This window comes from Vibrio vulnificus CMCP6, assembly GCF_000039765.1.
Taxonomy (GTDB): Bacteria; Pseudomonadota; Gammaproteobacteria; order Enterobacterales; family Vibrionaceae; genus Vibrio; species Vibrio vulnificus_B.
The window spans coordinates 2,964,816-2,982,040 of record NC_004459.3 but is presented as its reverse complement, the minus strand read 5'-3'; the positions used below and the strand labels follow the sequence as shown (position 1 = coordinate 2,982,040).

General features: G+C 45.4%; 19 protein-coding genes. 10 read left to right on the top strand and 9 right to left on the bottom strand.

The window, feature by feature from the left end; all coding sequences use genetic code 11:
* The first annotated feature begins 8 nt into the window (after positions 1–8).
* From hisA to hisIE, 3 genes are read left to right on the top strand one after another with little or no spacing between them, the layout of a single operon-like run.
* Positions 9–746 (top strand): 1-(5-phosphoribosyl)-5-[(5-phosphoribosylamino)methylideneamino]imidazole-4-carboxamide isomerase, encoded by a 738-nt coding sequence (hisA, locus tag VV1_RS13850; protein WP_011080735.1) that lies wholly within the window; start codon positions 9–11, stop codon positions 744–746.
* Entirely contained in the window at positions 728–1,501 is a 774-nt protein-coding gene (gene hisF / locus VV1_RS13845; protein ID WP_011080734.1) for an imidazole glycerol phosphate synthase subunit HisF, read from the top strand. The genes hisA and hisF overlap by 19 nt, the downstream gene beginning before the upstream one ends.
* Positions 1,498–2,133, top strand: a complete 636-nt coding sequence (hisIE, locus tag VV1_RS13840; protein WP_011080733.1) for a bifunctional phosphoribosyl-AMP cyclohydrolase/phosphoribosyl-ATP diphosphatase HisIE — start codon at positions 1,498–1,500, stop codon at positions 2,131–2,133. Before hisF ends, hisIE begins: the two co-directional genes overlap by 4 nt.
* Before the next feature lie 231 nt (positions 2,134–2,364).
* On the opposite strand, the gene VV1_RS13835 is transcribed toward hisIE, so the two are convergent.
* The 4 genes from VV1_RS13835 to VV1_RS13820 form a co-directional block, all read right to left on the bottom strand.
* Positions 2,365–2,868, bottom strand: a complete 504-nt coding sequence (locus VV1_RS13835) for a YchJ family protein (protein WP_011080732.1) — start codon at positions 2,866–2,868, stop codon at positions 2,365–2,367.
* 75 nt (positions 2,869–2,943) lie between these two features.
* Positions 2,944–4,158, bottom strand: a complete 1,215-nt coding sequence (locus VV1_RS13830) for an EAL and HDOD domain-containing protein (RefSeq protein ID WP_011080731.1) — start codon at positions 4,156–4,158, stop codon at positions 2,944–2,946.
* Between the two features lie 107 nt (positions 4,159–4,265).
* The gene (lpxH, locus tag VV1_RS13825) at positions 4,266–4,997 is read right to left on the bottom strand and encodes a UDP-2,3-diacylglucosamine diphosphatase (RefSeq protein ID WP_011080730.1); all 732 of its coding nucleotides are present in this window, start codon (positions 4,995–4,997) and stop codon (positions 4,266–4,268) included.
* A 59-nt stretch (positions 4,998–5,056) separates the two neighbouring features.
* Positions 5,057–5,551 (bottom strand): peptidylprolyl isomerase, encoded by a 495-nt coding sequence (locus VV1_RS13820; protein ID WP_011080729.1) that lies wholly within the window; start codon positions 5,549–5,551, stop codon positions 5,057–5,059.
* A 205-nt stretch (positions 5,552–5,756) separates the two neighbouring features.
* Between VV1_RS13820 and cysS the strand changes: the two genes are divergently transcribed.
* Both cysS and VV1_RS13810 read left to right on the top strand, forming a co-directional pair.
* Positions 5,757–7,139 (top strand): cysteine--tRNA ligase, encoded by a 1,383-nt coding sequence (cysS, locus tag VV1_RS13815; protein WP_011080728.1) that lies wholly within the window; start codon positions 5,757–5,759, stop codon positions 7,137–7,139.
* An 80-nt stretch (positions 7,140–7,219) separates the two neighbouring features.
* Positions 7,220–7,798, top strand: coding sequence for a thymidine kinase (locus VV1_RS13810; RefSeq protein WP_011080727.1), 579 nt, complete (start codon positions 7,220–7,222; stop codon positions 7,796–7,798).
* A 102-nt stretch (positions 7,799–7,900) separates the two neighbouring features.
* Here VV1_RS13810 and VV1_RS13805 read toward each other — a convergent pair whose 3' ends face one another.
* From VV1_RS13805 to VV1_RS13795, 3 genes are read right to left on the bottom strand one after another with little or no spacing between them, the layout of a single operon-like run.
* Positions 7,901–8,539: a YdcF family protein gene (locus VV1_RS13805; RefSeq protein ID WP_011080726.1), complete on the bottom strand. Its 639-nt coding sequence runs from the start codon at positions 8,537–8,539 to the stop codon at positions 7,901–7,903.
* Positions 8,536–9,366, bottom strand: a complete 831-nt coding sequence (locus VV1_RS13800; protein ID WP_011080725.1) for an SDR family oxidoreductase — start codon at positions 9,364–9,366, stop codon at positions 8,536–8,538. Before VV1_RS13800 ends, VV1_RS13805 begins: the two co-directional genes overlap by 4 nt.
* 2 nt (positions 9,367–9,368) lie before the next feature.
* The gene (locus VV1_RS13795) at positions 9,369–10,244 is read right to left on the bottom strand and encodes a LysR family transcriptional regulator (protein WP_011080724.1); all 876 of its coding nucleotides are present in this window, start codon (positions 10,242–10,244) and stop codon (positions 9,369–9,371) included.
* A gap of 89 nt (positions 10,245–10,333) precedes the next feature.
* Between VV1_RS13795 and VV1_RS13790 the strand changes: the two genes are divergently transcribed.
* A complete protein-coding gene (locus VV1_RS13790) occupies positions 10,334–10,759 on the top strand; it encodes a PACE efflux transporter (protein WP_011080723.1) in 426 nt (141 codons plus the stop codon).
* Positions 10,760–10,897: 138 nt separating this feature from the next.
* On the opposite strand, the gene VV1_RS13785 is transcribed toward VV1_RS13790, so the two are convergent.
* Positions 10,898–11,131 carry a TIGR02647 family protein gene (locus tag VV1_RS13785; RefSeq protein ID WP_013572011.1) on the bottom strand — a complete coding sequence of 78 codons (234 nt, stop codon included), beginning with the start codon at positions 11,129–11,131 and terminating at the stop codon, positions 10,898–10,900.
* A 359-nt stretch (positions 11,132–11,490) separates the two neighbouring features.
* On the opposite strand from VV1_RS13785, the gene VV1_RS13780 reads away from it, so the two are divergent.
* On the top strand, positions 11,491–12,876 hold the full coding sequence (locus VV1_RS13780) for a DNA repair ATPase (protein WP_011080721.1): 1,386 nt from the start codon (positions 11,491–11,493) through the stop codon (positions 12,874–12,876).
* Positions 12,877–13,176: 300 nt separating this feature from the next.
* Positions 13,177–14,019 carry a formate transporter FocA gene (gene focA, locus VV1_RS13775; protein ID WP_011080720.1) on the top strand — a complete coding sequence of 281 codons (843 nt, stop codon included), beginning with the start codon at positions 13,177–13,179 and terminating at the stop codon, positions 14,017–14,019.
* A gap of 418 nt (positions 14,020–14,437) precedes the next feature.
* Here the strand turns inward: focA and VV1_RS13770 are convergent, their stop codons facing one another.
* The gene (locus VV1_RS13770) at positions 14,438–15,232 is read right to left on the bottom strand and encodes an ABC transporter permease (RefSeq protein WP_043921047.1); all 795 of its coding nucleotides are present in this window, start codon (positions 15,230–15,232) and stop codon (positions 14,438–14,440) included.
* Positions 15,233–15,810: 578 nt separating this feature from the next.
* Here VV1_RS13770 and torE point away from each other — a divergent pair.
* Together torE and torC are read left to right on the top strand one after the other, a co-directional pair.
* Positions 15,811–15,990 (top strand): trimethylamine N-oxide reductase system protein TorE, encoded by a 180-nt coding sequence (gene torE / locus VV1_RS13765; RefSeq protein ID WP_011080718.1) that lies wholly within the window; start codon positions 15,811–15,813, stop codon positions 15,988–15,990.
* Positions 15,991–16,040: 50 nt separating this feature from the next.
* Positions 16,041–17,225, top strand: coding sequence for a pentaheme c-type cytochrome TorC (gene torC / locus VV1_RS13760; protein WP_011080717.1), 1,185 nt, complete (start codon positions 16,041–16,043; stop codon positions 17,223–17,225).

Genomic DNA, 17,225 nt, shown 5'->3' with positions numbered 1-17,225 from the left:
GATTTAGTGTGATTATTCCAGCTCTTGATTTAATTGAAGGACAGGTGGTTCGCCTTTATCAAGGTGATTACGGCCAGGTCACCGAATACAAAGTTGACCCAGCAGAGCAGTTCAACTTGTACCACCAAGCAGGTGCCAACTGGCTGCACTTAGTGGATTTAACTGGCGCGAAAGACACAACAGCGCGTCAACTTGATTTGATTGCAAAGCTATTAGCAAGTACGCCAGCGAACATCCAAATCGGTGGTGGTGTGCGTACAGAGCAAGACGTGATTGATCTGTTAGAAGCTGGTGCTCAACGTGTCGTTGTTGGTTCGACCGCAGTAAAACAGCCAGAGCTTGTGAAAGGTTGGATGGAAAAATATGGCGCGGAGAAAATCGTTCTCGCGCTAGACATCAACATCGACCAAGACGGCACACGTAAAGTGGCGATTTCTGGCTGGCAAGAAGATTCAGGCGTGACCATTGAAGCGCTGATCAACGATTACCTAACGGTAGGTCTACAGCACGTGCTGTGTACGGACATTTCTCGTGACGGTACGCTAGAAGGCTCAAACGTCGAGCTTTATGTCGACCTATGTAAGCAGTACCCACAAGTGCAGTTCCAATCTTCAGGCGGCATCGGCTCATTAACGGATATCGAAGCACTAAAAGGCAGCGGTGTGGCTGGCGTGATTGTTGGTCGTGCACTGTTAGATGGCAAGTTCACAGCAGAGGAGGCATTTGCATGCTGGCAAAGCGAATAATTCCATGTCTTGATGTTCGTGATGGACAAGTGGTGAAGGGCGTTCAGTTTCGTAACCATGAAATCATTGGTGATATCGTTCCTCTTGCTAAACGCTATGCGGAAGAAGGCGCTGACGAGCTTGTATTCTATGACATTACCGCTTCAAGTGATGGTCGTGTCGTCGATAAAAGTTGGGTTTCTCGCGTTGCAGAAGTGATTGATATTCCGTTCTGTGTCGCTGGTGGCATTAAGTCAGCAGAAGACGCAGCGCGCATTCTTGAGTTTGGCGCAGACAAAGTCTCTATCAACTCGCCAGCGCTGGCTAACCCGCAGCTGATTACTGACCTTGCCGATAAGTTTGGTGTGCAATGTATCGTCGTTGGTATCGATTCATACTACGACAAAGAGACCGGTAAGTATCAGGTTTATCAGTTTACTGGTGACGAAGAACGCACCAAAGCGACCCAATGGGAAACACGTGATTGGGTGCAAGAAGTACAAAAACGCGGCGCTGGTGAAATTGTATTGAACATGATGAACCAAGACGGCGTACGTAACGGTTACGATATCGAACAACTGAATATGGTACGCGAAGTGTGTAAGGTGCCATTGATTGCCTCTGGTGGTGCCGGTGCCATGGAGCACTTCGCGGAAGCGTACCAAAAAGCCAATGTGGACGGTGCGCTGGCAGCATCGGTGTTTCACAAACAAGTCATCAATATTGGTGAATTAAAGCAGTATTTAAAGCAACAAGGCATTGAGGTACGACTATGAGTTTTAAAACCGCCGAAGTCAGCTCGCTCGCTGAGCGAATCAACTGGGAGAAGGTGGACGGTCTGGTACCTGCCATCGTACAAGATTTCCAATCGAGCCAAGTGCTGATGATGGGTTACATGAACCAAGAAGCCTTGGTGAAAACGGGTGAAACTGGCCAAGTAACGTTTTTCTCTCGTACCAAAGAACGTCTTTGGACCAAAGGGGAAACGTCAGGTAACGTACTGCAATTGGTGAACATGTCGTTGGATTGTGATAACGACACACTGTTAGTGAAAGTCAACCCAATTGGGCCGACGTGTCATACGGGCACGACCACTTGCTGGGATGGTGATCCACAGGAAGAATCACAAATGGTGTGGCTTCATCAACTTGAGCAGCTACTGGCTGCCCGCAAGAGTGCCGGTCCAGATTCCTCTTATACTGCCAGTCTGTATGCTCGTGGTACCAAGCGTATTTCGCAGAAAGTGGGCGAAGAAGGCGTTGAAGTCGCGCTTGCGGCGACGTCGGGCGATAAGGCGGAGTTAGTGTGTGAATCGGCAGACTTGATTTACCACTTGCTGGTATTGCTGCAAGACCAAGGCCTATCGATGAATGACGTTATCAATAAGCTTAAAGAGCGTCATAAGTAAGATAGAGACAAGGTCAAGGTTGATAGGGATTAGGGCCCTAGTAGAGAGTGCGCAGGGACTCTGCGCACTTCGTTTTTTAGAAAGAGTTATGGAATTCAGGGCGCTTTACTTACGGAAAGGAAAGATTTAAGGTTTTTTAGAACCTAGAACCTAGAACCTAGAACCTAGAACCTAGAACCTAGAACCTAGAACCTAGAACCTAGAACCTAGAACCTTGTTTTCCCTTGGCTCTTACCCACAACATTTCTTAAATTTCTTACCGCTGCCACAGATACACGGATCGTTGCGGCCCACTTTCAAGCTACTTACAGATTGATTTAAACGCGGATCTGGCTCCGGCTCGTCTTCAGGAAAAGTGCCATCAATGTAATACCAAAGCCCGTCTTCTTTCACAAAGCGAGAGCGTTCGGTCATACAGTAGCGTTTACCGTCTTCATCAAAGTAAGCGTTGAACTCAACAAAGCCTTCATTCTCGTTGCTGCCTACTTCTGCTTTAACCACTTCAAGCTTGCACCAATCATTCTCAATGGATTCCGCGATGCCTTCGCGCTGTTCTTCGGCATGGCAGCTTGGGTGGTAGGTATTCACAACGTAATCGACCAATCCCAATACGTGGGCACTGTAACGAGAACGCATCAGTTGTTCCGGTGTGATCACATTGGCGTGATGCTTATGGGCAATTTTACAACACAGAGCATAGGTACGGTTTGATCCGCAAGGACAAGAAGCAGCCATAAATTGAAATCTCAGCAAATAAAGCGATAAAACAAACAACCCCACTGTTGTGGGGTTGTTTGTCATTATAACGAGTTACGGTGTCTGCGACAGCAATTCTTGTGTCCACTCGGTTGCTTTACTATAGGCCATACACAACTGATGTTCGGAGATCCCCAGCTGTTGCTGATACTGACTCGCCAGCTCCCAATTTGCTTGTTCATAAGCGGTGATGGTGGACAGTATCATCCCAAGTTGGCCAGAGCGCTCGCTGAGTGCCAGTTTGATCTCTTCATCAACAGGAATGTCTTCGATAATGTCACCGAGAGGCTGGTCTAGCAACGAATCAAGCAGAGAAAAAAGCCCGGTCAGGAAAGCTTGTCCAGGATCGTACTTGGACGACATATGCCCTAATAGCAGTTCACAAGCTCGCGCGCGTTGAACGGCTAACGAATAGAGTGAGTCTGGTTTATCTTCGTGAACGGACGCCACCGCGACCAGTGAAATAAATCGGCGCAGTTTTTCCTCACCCAAATAGATCAAAGCTTGGCGGAAAGACTTTATCTTTGCCGTAAGGGTGTAGCCTGAGTTTACGTAAGTCATCAACTTATAGGAAAGCGTGACATCAATAGAAAATAGACGTTCCACTTCATTAAAATCGATGGGCTCATCTGCAATCTCTTTACACAGCTGAACGACCGTTAAAAAAGACGGGTTAATTCTTCTCTTTTGAATCATTTCAGGGCGGCTAAAGAAGTACCCTTGAAAATAATCAAATCCAGCTTTGATCGCTTGTTCAAATTCTTGGTAAGTTTCGACTTTTTCAGCCAAAAATTTGATTTTCAGTTTACGTAGTGAGGCAATAAACTGAGCGGCTTTTTCAATAGGAACGATGCGAATATCAAACTTAATGATATGGATATAAGGCAAGAAGCGTTTCCACGCGCGATTAGGAACGAAATCATCCAATGCGATGTGGTAGCCCGCTTTGTGAAGTTTGATAATGGCTTCGTAGAGCTCATCGGTTGGCTCACAATCTTCCAGGATCTCAATCACCAAGCTCTCTTTTGGAAAGAGCGTTGGTACCAAGTTGATGAGGCTCTGGTATGGAAAGTTCACAAAACCGAGTTTGTTTCCAAGCGTACTGTAGTGAGTGGAAAGGAAATGATCAGAGAGCAAGCGACTGGTCGCTAACTCTGGTTCAACTTCGGGGAAGGTATTTTTTGGACCATCGCGAAACAGCAATTCATAACCAATGGTTTTTCTGTTTTGATCAAGAATGGGTTGTCTGGCAACGTAGGAATACTTCAATTTGCTGAACTCTGTTCTGTTAAAGTGCTTTAGATTTGATGATAGCGACTTTTTCCAAAAGATCTATGTCGATTGTTACAGTTTGCTAGCGATGTTGTAGTAATAATTCACTCAGTAAAAAAAGGGCGTTGTTCTAACGAATATCCATCGGCAGTAACTTTTAAAACAGAGCCTTGGGAATACCAATCGCCTAACACAATGCGTGTTAACGGGAGATTATCGTGTTCGAAGTGATGAATATTAGGGCGATGAGTATGACCATGAATCATCAACTTGACGCAAAACTGAGACATGACTTGAGCGACTTCTTGCTGGTTCACGTCCATGATCTCGAGCGACTTATGTTGCTTATCATCACGAACGCCAGACTGTACTTTGGCAACGATTCGTTTCTTAATAAACCAAGGAATCCGTTTGAAGATCCATTGCAGCCATCGCTGGTGCACCGTTTTGCGAAACTCTTGATATTTTAAATCGTCAATGCATAGAGTATCACCGTGAAGGATCACCACTTTTTCGCCATAAAGGTCGATGGTGCAGACATCGTCTAAGAGTGTTATTCCCGTTTCACGACAGAATCGTTGACCTAATAAGAAGTCGCGATTGCCTTGAATAAAATAAACGGGAACACCTGATGTGGTCAGTGCTTTAAATTCGTTGCGAATGCGTTCGGCGAAGGGAGTGCAATCTTCATCACCGATCCAAAATTCGAACAGGTCACCCAACACATACAGTGCTTCCGCGTTCACGGCTTCGTTACGCATAAATTGCACAAAGCACTCGGTGATGTCTGTGCGAGAAGGAGTAAGATGTAAATCAGAAATAAAAAGTGTTGTCATAGAAACAAGGGGGAGGCTAAGCCTCCCCATAAACCTATCTCAAAAGGTGATGAGTAATATTACTCTTCGATGGTTGCGCCAGTGATCACCACTTCTTCTAGTGGTACGTCTTGGTGCATGCCGTAAGAACCTGTGCTAACGCCTTTGATTTTGTTAACCACGTCCATACCTTCAACAACTTCACCGAACACGCAGTAACCCCAACCGTCTAGGCTTTCGCTACGGAAGTCTAGAAATGTGTTGTTGTTTACGTTAATGAAAAACTGTGAGCTAGCAGAGTGTGGGTCCATAGTACGAGCCATCGCGATAGAACCGACTTTGTTGCTTAGGCCGTTGTTCGCTTCGTTTTTGATTGGCGTGCGAGTTGGTTTCTCACGTAGACCAGACTCCATACCACCGCCTTGGATCATAAAACCATCGATAACACGGTGGAAAATGGTGTTGTCGTAAAAACCTTCGCGGCAGTATTGAAGAAAGTTTGCGCTCGTTTCTGGTGCTTTTTCTGCATTTAGCTCAATCTTGATGTCACCAAAATTTGTGTGAAGGGTGATCATGCTGTTTTCCTTTGTGCTGTTTTGTTTAAAGTCAGAATTCTAGCCTAAGTTAAGGCTCATGCAAAACGAAGGACTAAGCAAATTACGCTTTTGTGTTGGAAGTTTAGCCGATTATCGTTTTTCAGCGGAATTGTTATTACCTAAAAACAATGTAGTTGGTATACTGCCGATTCATTTTAGTTCAATCAATATACAGATAGAGATCATGTTGAAGATATATAACACACTGACAAGACAGAAAGAGGAATTCAAACCAATCACAGCCGGTAAAGTCGGTATGTATGTCTGTGGAGTTACCATTTACGATCTCTGTCACATCGGTCATGGCCGTACATTTGTCTCTTTTGACGTCGTATCTCGTTACTTGCGCTATTTAGGTTACGATCTGACGTTTGTGCGCAACATTACCGATATCGATGACAAAATCATCAAACGTGCGGCGGAAAACGGTGAAACCTGTGATTCATTGACCGAACGTTTGATCGGTGAAATGCACGCTGACTTCGATGCGCTAAACATGAAGCGCCCAGATGTGGAACCGCGCGCAACGCAATACATTCAAGAAATCATTGAGTTAGTTGAAAGACTGATTGAACGTGGTTTTGCGTATGTCGCCGACAACGGTGATGTGATGTTTGAAGTCAATAAATTTGACGAATACGGTAAGCTTTCTAAGCAAGACCTTGACCAGCTTCAAGCGGGCGCGCGCGTCGATGTAGAAACAGCAAAACGCTGTCCTCTGGATTTCGTACTTTGGAAAATGTCCAAGCCGGGTGAGCCTACATGGGAATCACCATGGGGGCCAGGTCGTCCTGGTTGGCACATCGAATGTTCGGCAATGAACTCGTCCATTCTTGGTAATCATTTTGATATTCACGGCGGTGGCTCTGATCTTCAGTTCCCTCACCACGAAAACGAAATTGCTCAGTCTTGCTGTGCCCATGACACTCAGTATGTAAATACTTGGATGCACAGCGGTATGGTGATGGTCGACAAAGAGAAGATGTCTAAGTCTCTAGGTAACTTCTTCACTATTCGCGATGTGTTAGGTCACTATGATGCGGAAACCGTACGTTACTTCCTAATGTCGGGTCACTACCGCAGCCAGCTTAACTACAGCGAAGAAAATCTCAACCAAGCTCGCGCGTCACTAGAGCGCCTATACACTTCTCTGCGTGGTTTGGATTTCTCGGCTGCGCCAGCAGGTGGTGAAGAGTATGTGTCACGCTTTACCGCAGCAATGAACGACGATTTCAACACGCCGGAAGCCTATTCCGTGTTGTTTGATATGGCGCGTGAGATCAACCGATTGAAAACGGAAGATCTGGCCAACGCCAGTGCTTTAGGTGCCTTGATGCGTGAGCTTGCTGACGTGATCGGCATTCTTCATCAAGATCCAGACGCGTTTTTGAAAGGTGACGCGGGCAATGATGATGAAGTGGCAGAAATTGAAGCGCTGATCAAACTGCGTAACGATTCTCGTGCGGCGAAAGATTGGGCAAACGCGGATATGGCGCGCGATAAGCTGAACGAAATGGGTATCGTACTTGAAGATGGCCCTGAAGGAACAACGTGGCGTCGCAAGTAATTGCATCTTTTTAAAGGGCTGTTGATTCAGCCCTTTTCTTTATATTTTTACATTTTCCAATTTTACTTAGGTAGTGCTCTGTGGCTCAGATGTATTTCTATTACTCAGCGATGAACGCGGGTAAATCAACGACTCTTCTTCAGTCTTCTTTCAACTATCAAGAGCGTGGTATGACGCCCGTTATTTTTACCGCGGCTTTAGATGATCGCTATGGTATTGGTAAAGTCAGTTCACGAATTGGTTTGCAAGCCGAAGCGCAATTGTTTAAAGCAGACACCAATCTCTATCAAGAGATCGCTGCTCTGAATGAAGTGGAGAAACGCCATTGTATTTTGGTGGATGAGTGCCAATTCTTATCGAAAGAGCAAGTGTATCAGTTAACGGAAGTGGTCGATAAGCTGCACATTCCTGTATTGTGTTACGGACTTCGTACGGATTTTCTAGGTGAGCTGTTTGAAGGCAGCAAATACCTCCTTTCTTGGGCTGATAAATTGGTCGAGCTAAAAACCATTTGTCATTGTGGACGCAAAGCCAACATGGTTATCCGCACCGACGAGCACGGTAAGGCGATTAAAGAAGGTGACCAAGTGGCGATTGGGGGGAACGATCGTTACGTGTCAGTCTGTCGTCAACACTACAAAGAAGCGTTGGGTAAATAACGGGGTCTTTGAGTACCCCTACCGACAAGAATGCAATGAAGCCACTCACATTATGTGCAGTGGCTTTTTTTCATTGGGGACTGCATTAAAGGTGTGGCTGCGTTAAATAAGCAGAGAAGTGAGCTTTTCTCGGATATATTGGTAAGCGGCTTCGACGTCATCGGGCAGTGGTTGTTCGGTTTGGAACCCTTTTGCTGGATAACGTTTAATGCGCTCAAAGTCCTCAAGAAGCGCTTCAAGCACCAACATTAGAGGCATCTCTTCATTGATGTAATCAAAGAAGGCCTCTCCGGTGGAGCTCACCAACAGGTGTGAGTAAGGCCCCTGCCATTGCTTCTCGAACGTCGCGAGGGCGCGTCTTTCCATAAAGGGTTTTTGGACCAAAATAAACGACTCAAACACTAACCCCTTGTCGATCAAAAGTTGCTCGGAAAAACGGACGTTTTCCCCACTATTGGAGGATTTTGTTTCGAGTAAGATCGCTTCTTCAGGCACGCCTGAAGCTTTTGCGAGCTCGGCAAAAGTCTCCGCTTCGCTTTTTTCAAATAGCCCTTCAGTGAAACGTCCCTCACCACCAGAAAAGAGGATATAGGGCGCGTACCCTTGTTTGTACAAATTCGCAGCATGTTCAGCCACTCGAAGATCGTTACTGCACATCACGAGCAAGCAATCGACGGGGGTTAAGCGATGCTGCAATTGCATGTATTGCCAGAGCAGTTCAATTTGACGGAAAAGTTTCATAAAGCATCCAGCGTTGATTGATATTGAAATTGAAAACCCGATTGCAGCAACTTATCCACCACAATACGTTTGTCTTCAACGGCGACAACGGGTGGGAAATCAATGTCGAATTGTGCAGATTCAAGCGCGGCTTGATAGAAGGTCGCTTTATCGACCGTCGTTGGCGTTGATACGTTGAGCACTTGCTGGTCGACAGCACTAAGCGCAAACAAAAGTGCATTGATTGCATCGTCAAGATGAAGCATGTTAGCGGGCGCACGGCTGCTAATTTGTTTTAGGTGAGGGACGAAGCGGGCTGGGTGGCGATGAGGCCCAAAGAGCCCGCTCAACCGTAAGATGGTAAAGTTTTTGCCTGAATCTAGCAGTGATTGCTCTGCTTGCAACATCACGCGTGCTTTGTCACTGAATAAGTCGCTCTCGCTGTTTGCCTTAGCGAGTGTTGCGTCGTCTTCCCTCATCTCGACGGGTTGATTTGGGTAAACCGTCGTCGAGCTGACCATAATGACTTTTTGTACCGCGCTATCCTTGATGCCATCGATGATTTTTTGCCACTGATGGGCATATTCTTCACCGCTACCTTTTCGAAAGCCGGGGGGGAAACTGCCAACAACAATATCGATGGCATTGTTGTCTACGAGCTCTCGCACCTTCTTTACGGCGTCATCATTGGCGAGATCGAGTACGGCTTTGCTTTCTTGCGCCAAAGGGACTTCACGAAGGCTGTCTGTAGAGCGTCGAGTGACAATCGCCTGATGTTTTAACGCGGACAATTGTTGAGCAAAAGGTAAACCCAGCCAACCGGCTCCAATGATTAATATCTTTTTCATCGCTATTTCCCAAATAAGTTACGCAGCAATCTACGCGTTTCCAAATGCACTGGATCAGAGTGCCATTTCTGATGTTGTATCACATCGATATTGGCTTGCCAGCCAAATTGCAACTGAGGATTTTGTATTTTCACCAAGCCGTGTTGTTCTGCGCCGATAAGGTGTTCTGGTAACAGACACCAGCCGAAGCCCGCTTTTGCCATCTCTAACAGCATAAAATAGTTATCAGCGTACCAAACGTCTGGGCCAAAGGCTTGATTCAGGGAGCTGAACTGAGCGTTCTTAGATCGTATGACCAATTGCCGATGCAGCTTGAGTTGGTCGCTATGCGTTAATGACATCGAAGCCAAAGGATGTTCAGTGGACACGAACACATCAAAAGCAACCGCGCCTAAGCTCGAAAAATCGATGGTCGATGGCAGTACGGTTTCACTCAAAATGATGCCGGTAGTCGCGCGCCCAGATTCCACCAACTCAATAATATCGGGGCTTGAAGCCGTTAAACACTCGATTTGTAGCTCTGGAAATGACGCCTCCAAGGTACGAAAAACGTGTGGCAACGTTAAAAGCGGTACACCTTCGTCGACGGCAAGAATCAGTTGCGACGCGCGCGGTTCAAATAGCGAACTGGCTTTATTAGAGAATCTCTTCAACTGTTCCAGAGTTGCTTTTGCGTAAGGGAGAAGTGCTAAACCTGATGAATTGAGTACAGGGTATCGCCCTGTGCGATCAAAAAGAGCCACCCCGCAATCAAGCTCCATATTCATAATATGTTGGCTGATGACCGATTGCGCTTTACCAAGCGCCCTAGCAGCGGCAGAAAAGGAGCCTTTTTCTGAGGTAGTGACGAATGCTTGTAGTTGCTCGATAGTAAACATATCGCTTTTATAGATGGTATCTAACTTTTATCTATCTTAATGGTAGATAGAATGTGTGTGATTGAAAAGCATCAGTAAGAGGTTTTGTGATGACACAAGGTGAACGACTTTTTCATGCCGTGGCGTTTGAACTTTTGGCATTGGCGATTATTGTACCAGCGACATCTTTGATAACTGGCAAAGGGGCTTCGGCACTGGCTATTGTCGGGATTGGGCTGAGTATCTTTACCGTCATTTGGAATTACATCTATAACCAATATTTTGATCAATGGTTTGGTGCAAATCGAGCAGAGAGAGGATTAAAAATGCGTCTTTTGCATACGCTCGGATTTGAGGGAGGGCTCATCTTCATTACCATTCCAGTGATCTCTTGGTTCCTTAGCATCTCGTTATTACAAGCCTTGCTACTGGAAGCGGGGTTTTTGCTCTTTTTCCTATTTTACGCGACGGGGTTTAATTGGTTTTATGACCGCGTTCAACCCTATCAACGGGTGAATGCCTTATTTTCTCGCTAGACAATGCTCTGCGGGGCTCGCAATATTCAACAGTGTGTTGTTAGCACGCTCCGTCACCTAGCTAGAGAAACAAAAAGACTCGCTTTTGAATAAACCAAAAGCGAGTCTTTATTATTCTCAGTCAGTTGCGCTAAAGCATTATGCGCTTAATACTCTCAATGTTTTTTCTGCGTGCTCTGCTACTTCAATACCTTCGTCAGTGAGGTAGCCTCCGTCGATTTGAGTACATAGGCCCTTATCAAATAAACGTTTTACCGCGGCCTGAGCCGATTCTGCCGCATCTTTGTGCACTTTTATCCCTGTGGCAGCGCTACTCAAGTCAAATTGTAGCAATAGGTTCATTTCAGCTAAGTGTTCTTCTGTAAATTTCATACTCATACTCCGACAAATCTTTCCGCTTCAACTTAGTACGCTTAGGCAATAGTTACAATCATAAAGAGCGAGAATTGTTAGCCAGTCGGTAAATTCGCAAATTCTTCTCTCTTTCTATCGAAGTGATTGATAAGAAACGCTGTTTTATTATTCATCTAACCAATGCCACATATCATTATTAAGACTTTTATAATATATTTACGTGTCTATTCGAGATAACAGAGCGTAAGAAAACGCTCGTTTGTAATGATATTTTTGCGAGTACTCCATTTCTTCACGTTTAGCCTTTTGGCTGTTGATGCGAAGGGGGGACGAAAAATGCTTGCGCGTCAATGAGCTAAGACATAAAGGGTAACAGAATGAATAAAATGAAGTTGGCACTGGCGGCATCAATGATGCTCTCCATTGTGGGTTGTCAGTCTACGCCAGAAGAAAAACTCACCCAAGAGGTGACAAACGAAGTCGCTGAAAATGCGAGCACGCCGTTTGTTGGCATTCAACAATCGCATCAACAATGGTCTCAAGCTCTACAAGACAGCGGGAAGCTGGCGATCTACGCACCGGAAAACTTCAAAGATTTAACATCGGCTTGGAAAGAAGCCAGTGAGATCTACACAAAACTGGAAAAAGATCCTTCTCTAGCATCGAAAAGCTACTCTCTATTTTCTTCTGACACCTATGCGCAAGCGTATCAAGAGCAAATTAAGTTAGTGGATCAAAATTTCGCAGCGTTAGAAAAACTGAAAGCGAAAGCGGACGTGATCCTGGCAGATTCTATTGCTCAGATGGATTACCTAGCAGAGATCAATGCTGCGAAACTCTACGCGAATGATTACAACAAGGTGCTTTCTCAGTATAAGAAGCTATTTTCTTACGTTGTGGTTGATGAGCTAGAAGAAGCGCAAGAGAAACAAGTTGTTTTCCTCAATACCGCGAAACAGCTTGAGGTGAAGGTAGTGCACAAAACGTTTATTCTACCGCTTCAACAAGAGCTGAAAACCCTAAAGAAAGAAGATTTTAATGAAGTTGCGCCAGTGAGTTTTGCCACGGCGGAAAACGTTATTAATATTGCAGCAAACATTGCTCAAACCAATCCTCGTGATAAAGCCGCAATTGAGTTGGCAGTGGCGAACGCTCAGTTTGAGATCGAACACGTTAAGCAAGTCACGCATCAGGTGAAACTGTTGGCTTCTGTCGAAGACGATGCTTTTGAAAACTCAGTTTTAGAAATTGAAAACAAGTTGCTCGCCATCTCTAAAGCAGTCGATGGTTCTGATTACCGTGATGTGATGCTAAGAGAGCAAAGCGAGAAGATTCTTGCAAGCGTGAAACGCATGCACGAAGCAAACAAAACCACCGATTTGTCTCAGCAGGTGACAGAGCTTAACAGTAAAGTGAAAGTGCTCGAAACCAAGTCGGCTGAGCAAAAAACAGCATTGGAAAAAGCCAATCAACGTGAGCTGGCGTTAAATGCCCACATTGAACGCGAAGCTGCGCATATCAAGAGTTTGGAAGAGTTGGTCGCGAATCTGAAACTTCAGTTAGCGGCAAAAGATCAGCCTGCGTCTACTGTGGAACAGGCAGATCCAGTGCAAGAGGGGACAGCATTAGAAGAGCAAGCTCCTCAAGTAGAAGAGGCAGCCCCTAAAGCCGAAGCGATTGAAACTGAAGAAGCAGCAAGCGACGTTGAGGCGAGTAGCGAAACCGCAGCGCCAGAAACGCAGCCAGAGAATGCAGCAGAATAACCTCAGAGCTTCGCTAACACTAATCCTAGAAAATGCCTCAACCATATGAGGCATTTTTGTTTCTTCGGTTTGCGAAAGCACGTTTGAATATCGGTGTCTCGCTGGCGTATTGGTGAGCCGTTTTTAACGTCAGCACAGAAACTGAAAGCAGAAGATGCTAATAGGTTGTCGCAACCTGGTTTTTCATTTCAACTCACTAAAACAACATTTTTTGTAAACATAAAAAATACCCCTTGAAAAACTCTGGAAAAGGAGAGATTATCCGCGCCACTCGAAATTGTTTCCAAATGTTAACCTGCAATGAACTTCAATCAATTTGACTCGCTATTACCACCACAGGCCGCGGAAAGAGCGGCAGAGATCGGTGAAGGGAAAGCGACCAAGGACCCGGTTAAATCATTTTTACTTGCTATTTCAGCGGGTATCCATATCGGTATTGCCTTCGTTTTTTATACCACGGTAACAACTGGTGGGGCGGACTTGCCTTGGGGAATAACACGCCTGATCGGTGGCCTAGCATTTAGCTTAGGCTTGATCCTTGTTGTTGTGACTGGTGGTGAACTGTTTACGAGTTCAGTGCTGACCTTAGTTGCACGTGCCAGCGGTAAAATCTCCTGGCGTGTTCTGATCAAAAACTGGTTTGTGGTTTATGTCGGTAACTTGGTTGGCGCCATTTTGCTGGTGGTTTGCATGTTGATCACTAAGCAGTACATGTTTGACCATGGACAGGTTGGCCTAAACGCGATGGCGATTTCACAACATAAGATGCACCACAGCTTTTTCTCTGCCGTAGCTTTGGGCATCATGTGTAATGTGCTGGTTTGTATCGCAGTGTGGATGACGTTCAGCGGCCGTACACTAACGGATAAAATTGCCGTGATGATTCTACCTGTTGCGATGTTTGTCTCGGCAGGTTTTGAGCACTGTATAGCCAATATGTTCCAAGTGCCGATGGCGATTGGTATCAAAAACTTTGCCCCAGCTGAATTTTGGCAAATGACGGGGGCAAACATTGCCGATTACGCCGACCTGAACATGATGGACTTTCTGCTGAATAACCTACTGCCGGTTACGCTTGGTAATATCATCGGTGGTGGTGTGTTTGTTGGCATGTGGTATTGGTTAATCTACCTGCGCGATTAATCGCTGAGTGACACTATTCACTGCGATTCTTAGATAACTAAAAAGCAGACGTTAAGTCTGCTTTTTTCGTTTTTCATACTCTTTAGAAATCACTTGGGTTTGATGAGAACTCGGTTGGTTGCGGAGGCAATTCAAAGGGCTTATCAATTAACCATTCTCGACAATCTTGCTCCAGCTCATCGTGCTATTGCTGTGAATACTCCATATTCTTCCTCTCCATTGGATGCTTTATAGGCAAGTTACGTCTCAATCATGACGGCCGTGTGACGATCTTCCTGCGTTTTTAAGACACCGACCGATGGGCGCTGAACGAGGTTATCCACATTTTCTGTGGATAACCTGTCGTAAAGTTCGTGGGTATCTCGCTTCGGCTAAAAGTGATTAGAAAAGAGGTGGTTAGAAAAAGAGAGTGAACTGCTCATTTTGTATCCAGTGTGTTTATTTTCACTCGCCCATTTCTATCTAAACAGCGATGTAGCACCAGTTCTAAAGTGATGACAACAGAAAGGGTGAGGGTGACAAAAATCGCGATCATAATGATCAGTTGATATTTAATCGCCACCATCGGACTTGCGCCCCCCAAGATTTGTCCTGTCATCATGCCAGGTAATGTGACCAGCCCTGTCGCCGCCATTGAGGCAAGAATAGGAGCAAAAGATTTTTGCATCGCTTGCCTAACAAACAGAAGTGACGCATAACGTGGCGACGCACCGAGGGCGATCGCAGCTTCGTATTCATTTCTTCGATTACGATAGCAATCAAACAGATTTTGCAAAGCGACAATATTGCCACTTAAGCTGTTGCCCAGCAGCATACCAGCCAAAGGAATCATATATTGTGTGTGATACCAAGGTGTTGGCACGATGATGCCAACAAGTAACACTGAGAGTATTGGCAACATACCTCCAGCGAGCCCGAATAAGGTAGGAAAGAGTAGCTGACTTTGTGGCAAGTGGGCTTTGCTGACAATGGAAGAAGCGCCGACAGAGAGCATCACCAATAACCAAAGCACATTGATGCGCCAGTCATTCAGAGTAAACAGGTACTCCAAATAGAAGCCCACTAAAATCAGTTGCAGTGCCATGCGGCCAACACTCAGCAGTGCTTCTTTCGCGATCGCCAGCTGATAGCAGTGGCTAATGATTAGCGGGATAACAAGGAGGCTGGAAAACGCTAAGAGTGCCCCCCAAGTGAGATCAATAACCGATTCCATACCCATCTCTTTCCATTGGTCATATCGGAATTGAAACGAATCTGAGGTGATATGGGAAGGCGTCTGATTCGTTTTCTTGTCAGAAGTCACACTGCGTAAATCACGAACGGTGAGTCGCAGCGTATGTATTTCTTGAGTTGCTTGTTTGCTGAAATGTTGAACGGTTTTTGCGTTAAGAGGGCCACTTTAGACTGCTATTTTGCTCCTTTGGTATTCACATTACGGTAACAGTAAAATCACATAATCATCATGCGGATTGTTTTATTTGTGAGAGAATAAGAATCAGTCCAGCCAAAAAATGTCACTCTGCTAGCATTTATGTTACGTGGTTGTTTTGTTTTTAACAATAATGCAAAAGACTTATTTCTTCACATCTATTCACAAATTTACACATGAAATATCAATCCGACACATCTCTGGATGAGCTCAAAAAAGTGTTGAATAACAAGGGTAGGGCGTAGGGAATTGATTGAACCACACATTGTGTATGGTCTAACATTTTGCATTAGATAGTGTTAAAAGTTTCATCCTGTTGGGGTGGGGCAACTGAAATTACTAAATACAAAATAGGCAAATGTATGAGTGATGTTAACAAAATTGAGAGTGCTGAAAAGCGCTCATTGGAGTGGAAATCTTTCCTCTTCATTACCGTCGTCCTCTTTCCAATCTTGAGTGTGGCGTTCGTTGGTGGATATGGCTTCATCGTTTGGATGTTGCAAGTTTTCTTCTTCGGACCTCCAGGTGCTCACGGCATGTAAGCCTGTGAACTTATCCCCACACTTTTGAAAAGATTTTAAGAGAGCAGACAATGAAATCATTGATCATTAAATTGTGGCGTACTGTAACGCGCCCAGCAGTTCATATCAGCCTTGGTGTGCTGACCGTGGGCGGCTTCATTGCCGGTGTGATTTTCTGGGGTGGTTTTAATACCGCGTTGGAAGCGACTAACACCGAAGAGTTTTGTATCAGTTGTCACACCATGCGTGACAATGTGTACCAAGAACTGCAAGACACTGTGCACTGGAAAAACCACTCAGGTGTTCGCGCGACCTGTCCTGACTGCCACGTACCCCACAACTGGACGGACAAAATTGCACGTAAAATGCAGGCGTCTAAAGAAGTTTTTGCGCAAGTATTTGGCAACTACGATGAACCGGGCGTTTTCGAAGCTCGCCGTATCGAGCTAGCAAAACACGAATGGGATCGCTTCTCAGCCAACAAGTCCCTTGAATGTAAAAACTGTCATAACTACGACTCGATGGATTTCGAGCAAATGTCTCCAACAGCTCGCATCCAAATGAAGCAAGCGGCAGAGAAAGATCAAAGCTGTGTTGATTGTCACAAAGGTATCGCACACAAACTACCAGCAGGTATGGATAGCATTGGCGGCATCGTGGGTGATCTAGAGCAGATGGCATCCAATACCGATTACTCTGTGGGTAAAGAGCTCGTGAGTGTTCGTCACCTACCAATCTACTTTGATGCACAAGGTCAAACCGAAGCGGGTCTATTGAACCCTGCGTCTACCGTAAAAGTATTGGAAGACAAAGGCGATTATGTCGAAATCGAGATCGACGGCTGGCGTAAAGCAAAAGGCTTTGGTCGTGTAATCCAAGAAGATTTCGGCAAGAACATCGCAGTGGCTTCGCTACTAAAAGAAGCGTCTATGGATGACAAGATTGTCACCACTGGTGAAGAGAAAGTGGATGAGCTGACTGGTCTTCCATGGGAAAAAGTGGCCGCGAAAGTTTGGATCAAGAAAGAGTCAATGCTGAACGATATCAACCCAGTATGGGAAAAATCTCGTGAAGCATACAAAACAAACTGTTCAGTGTGTCACACACAACCTGCAGAAGCGCACTTCGATGCCAATACTTGGCCAGGTATGTTTGACGGCATGCTAGCGTTCGTAAACCTTGATACGGATAGCGAAGCACTGATCTTGAAATATCTACAGAAGCACTCTTCAGATTATGCTGAAGGTCATCACTAA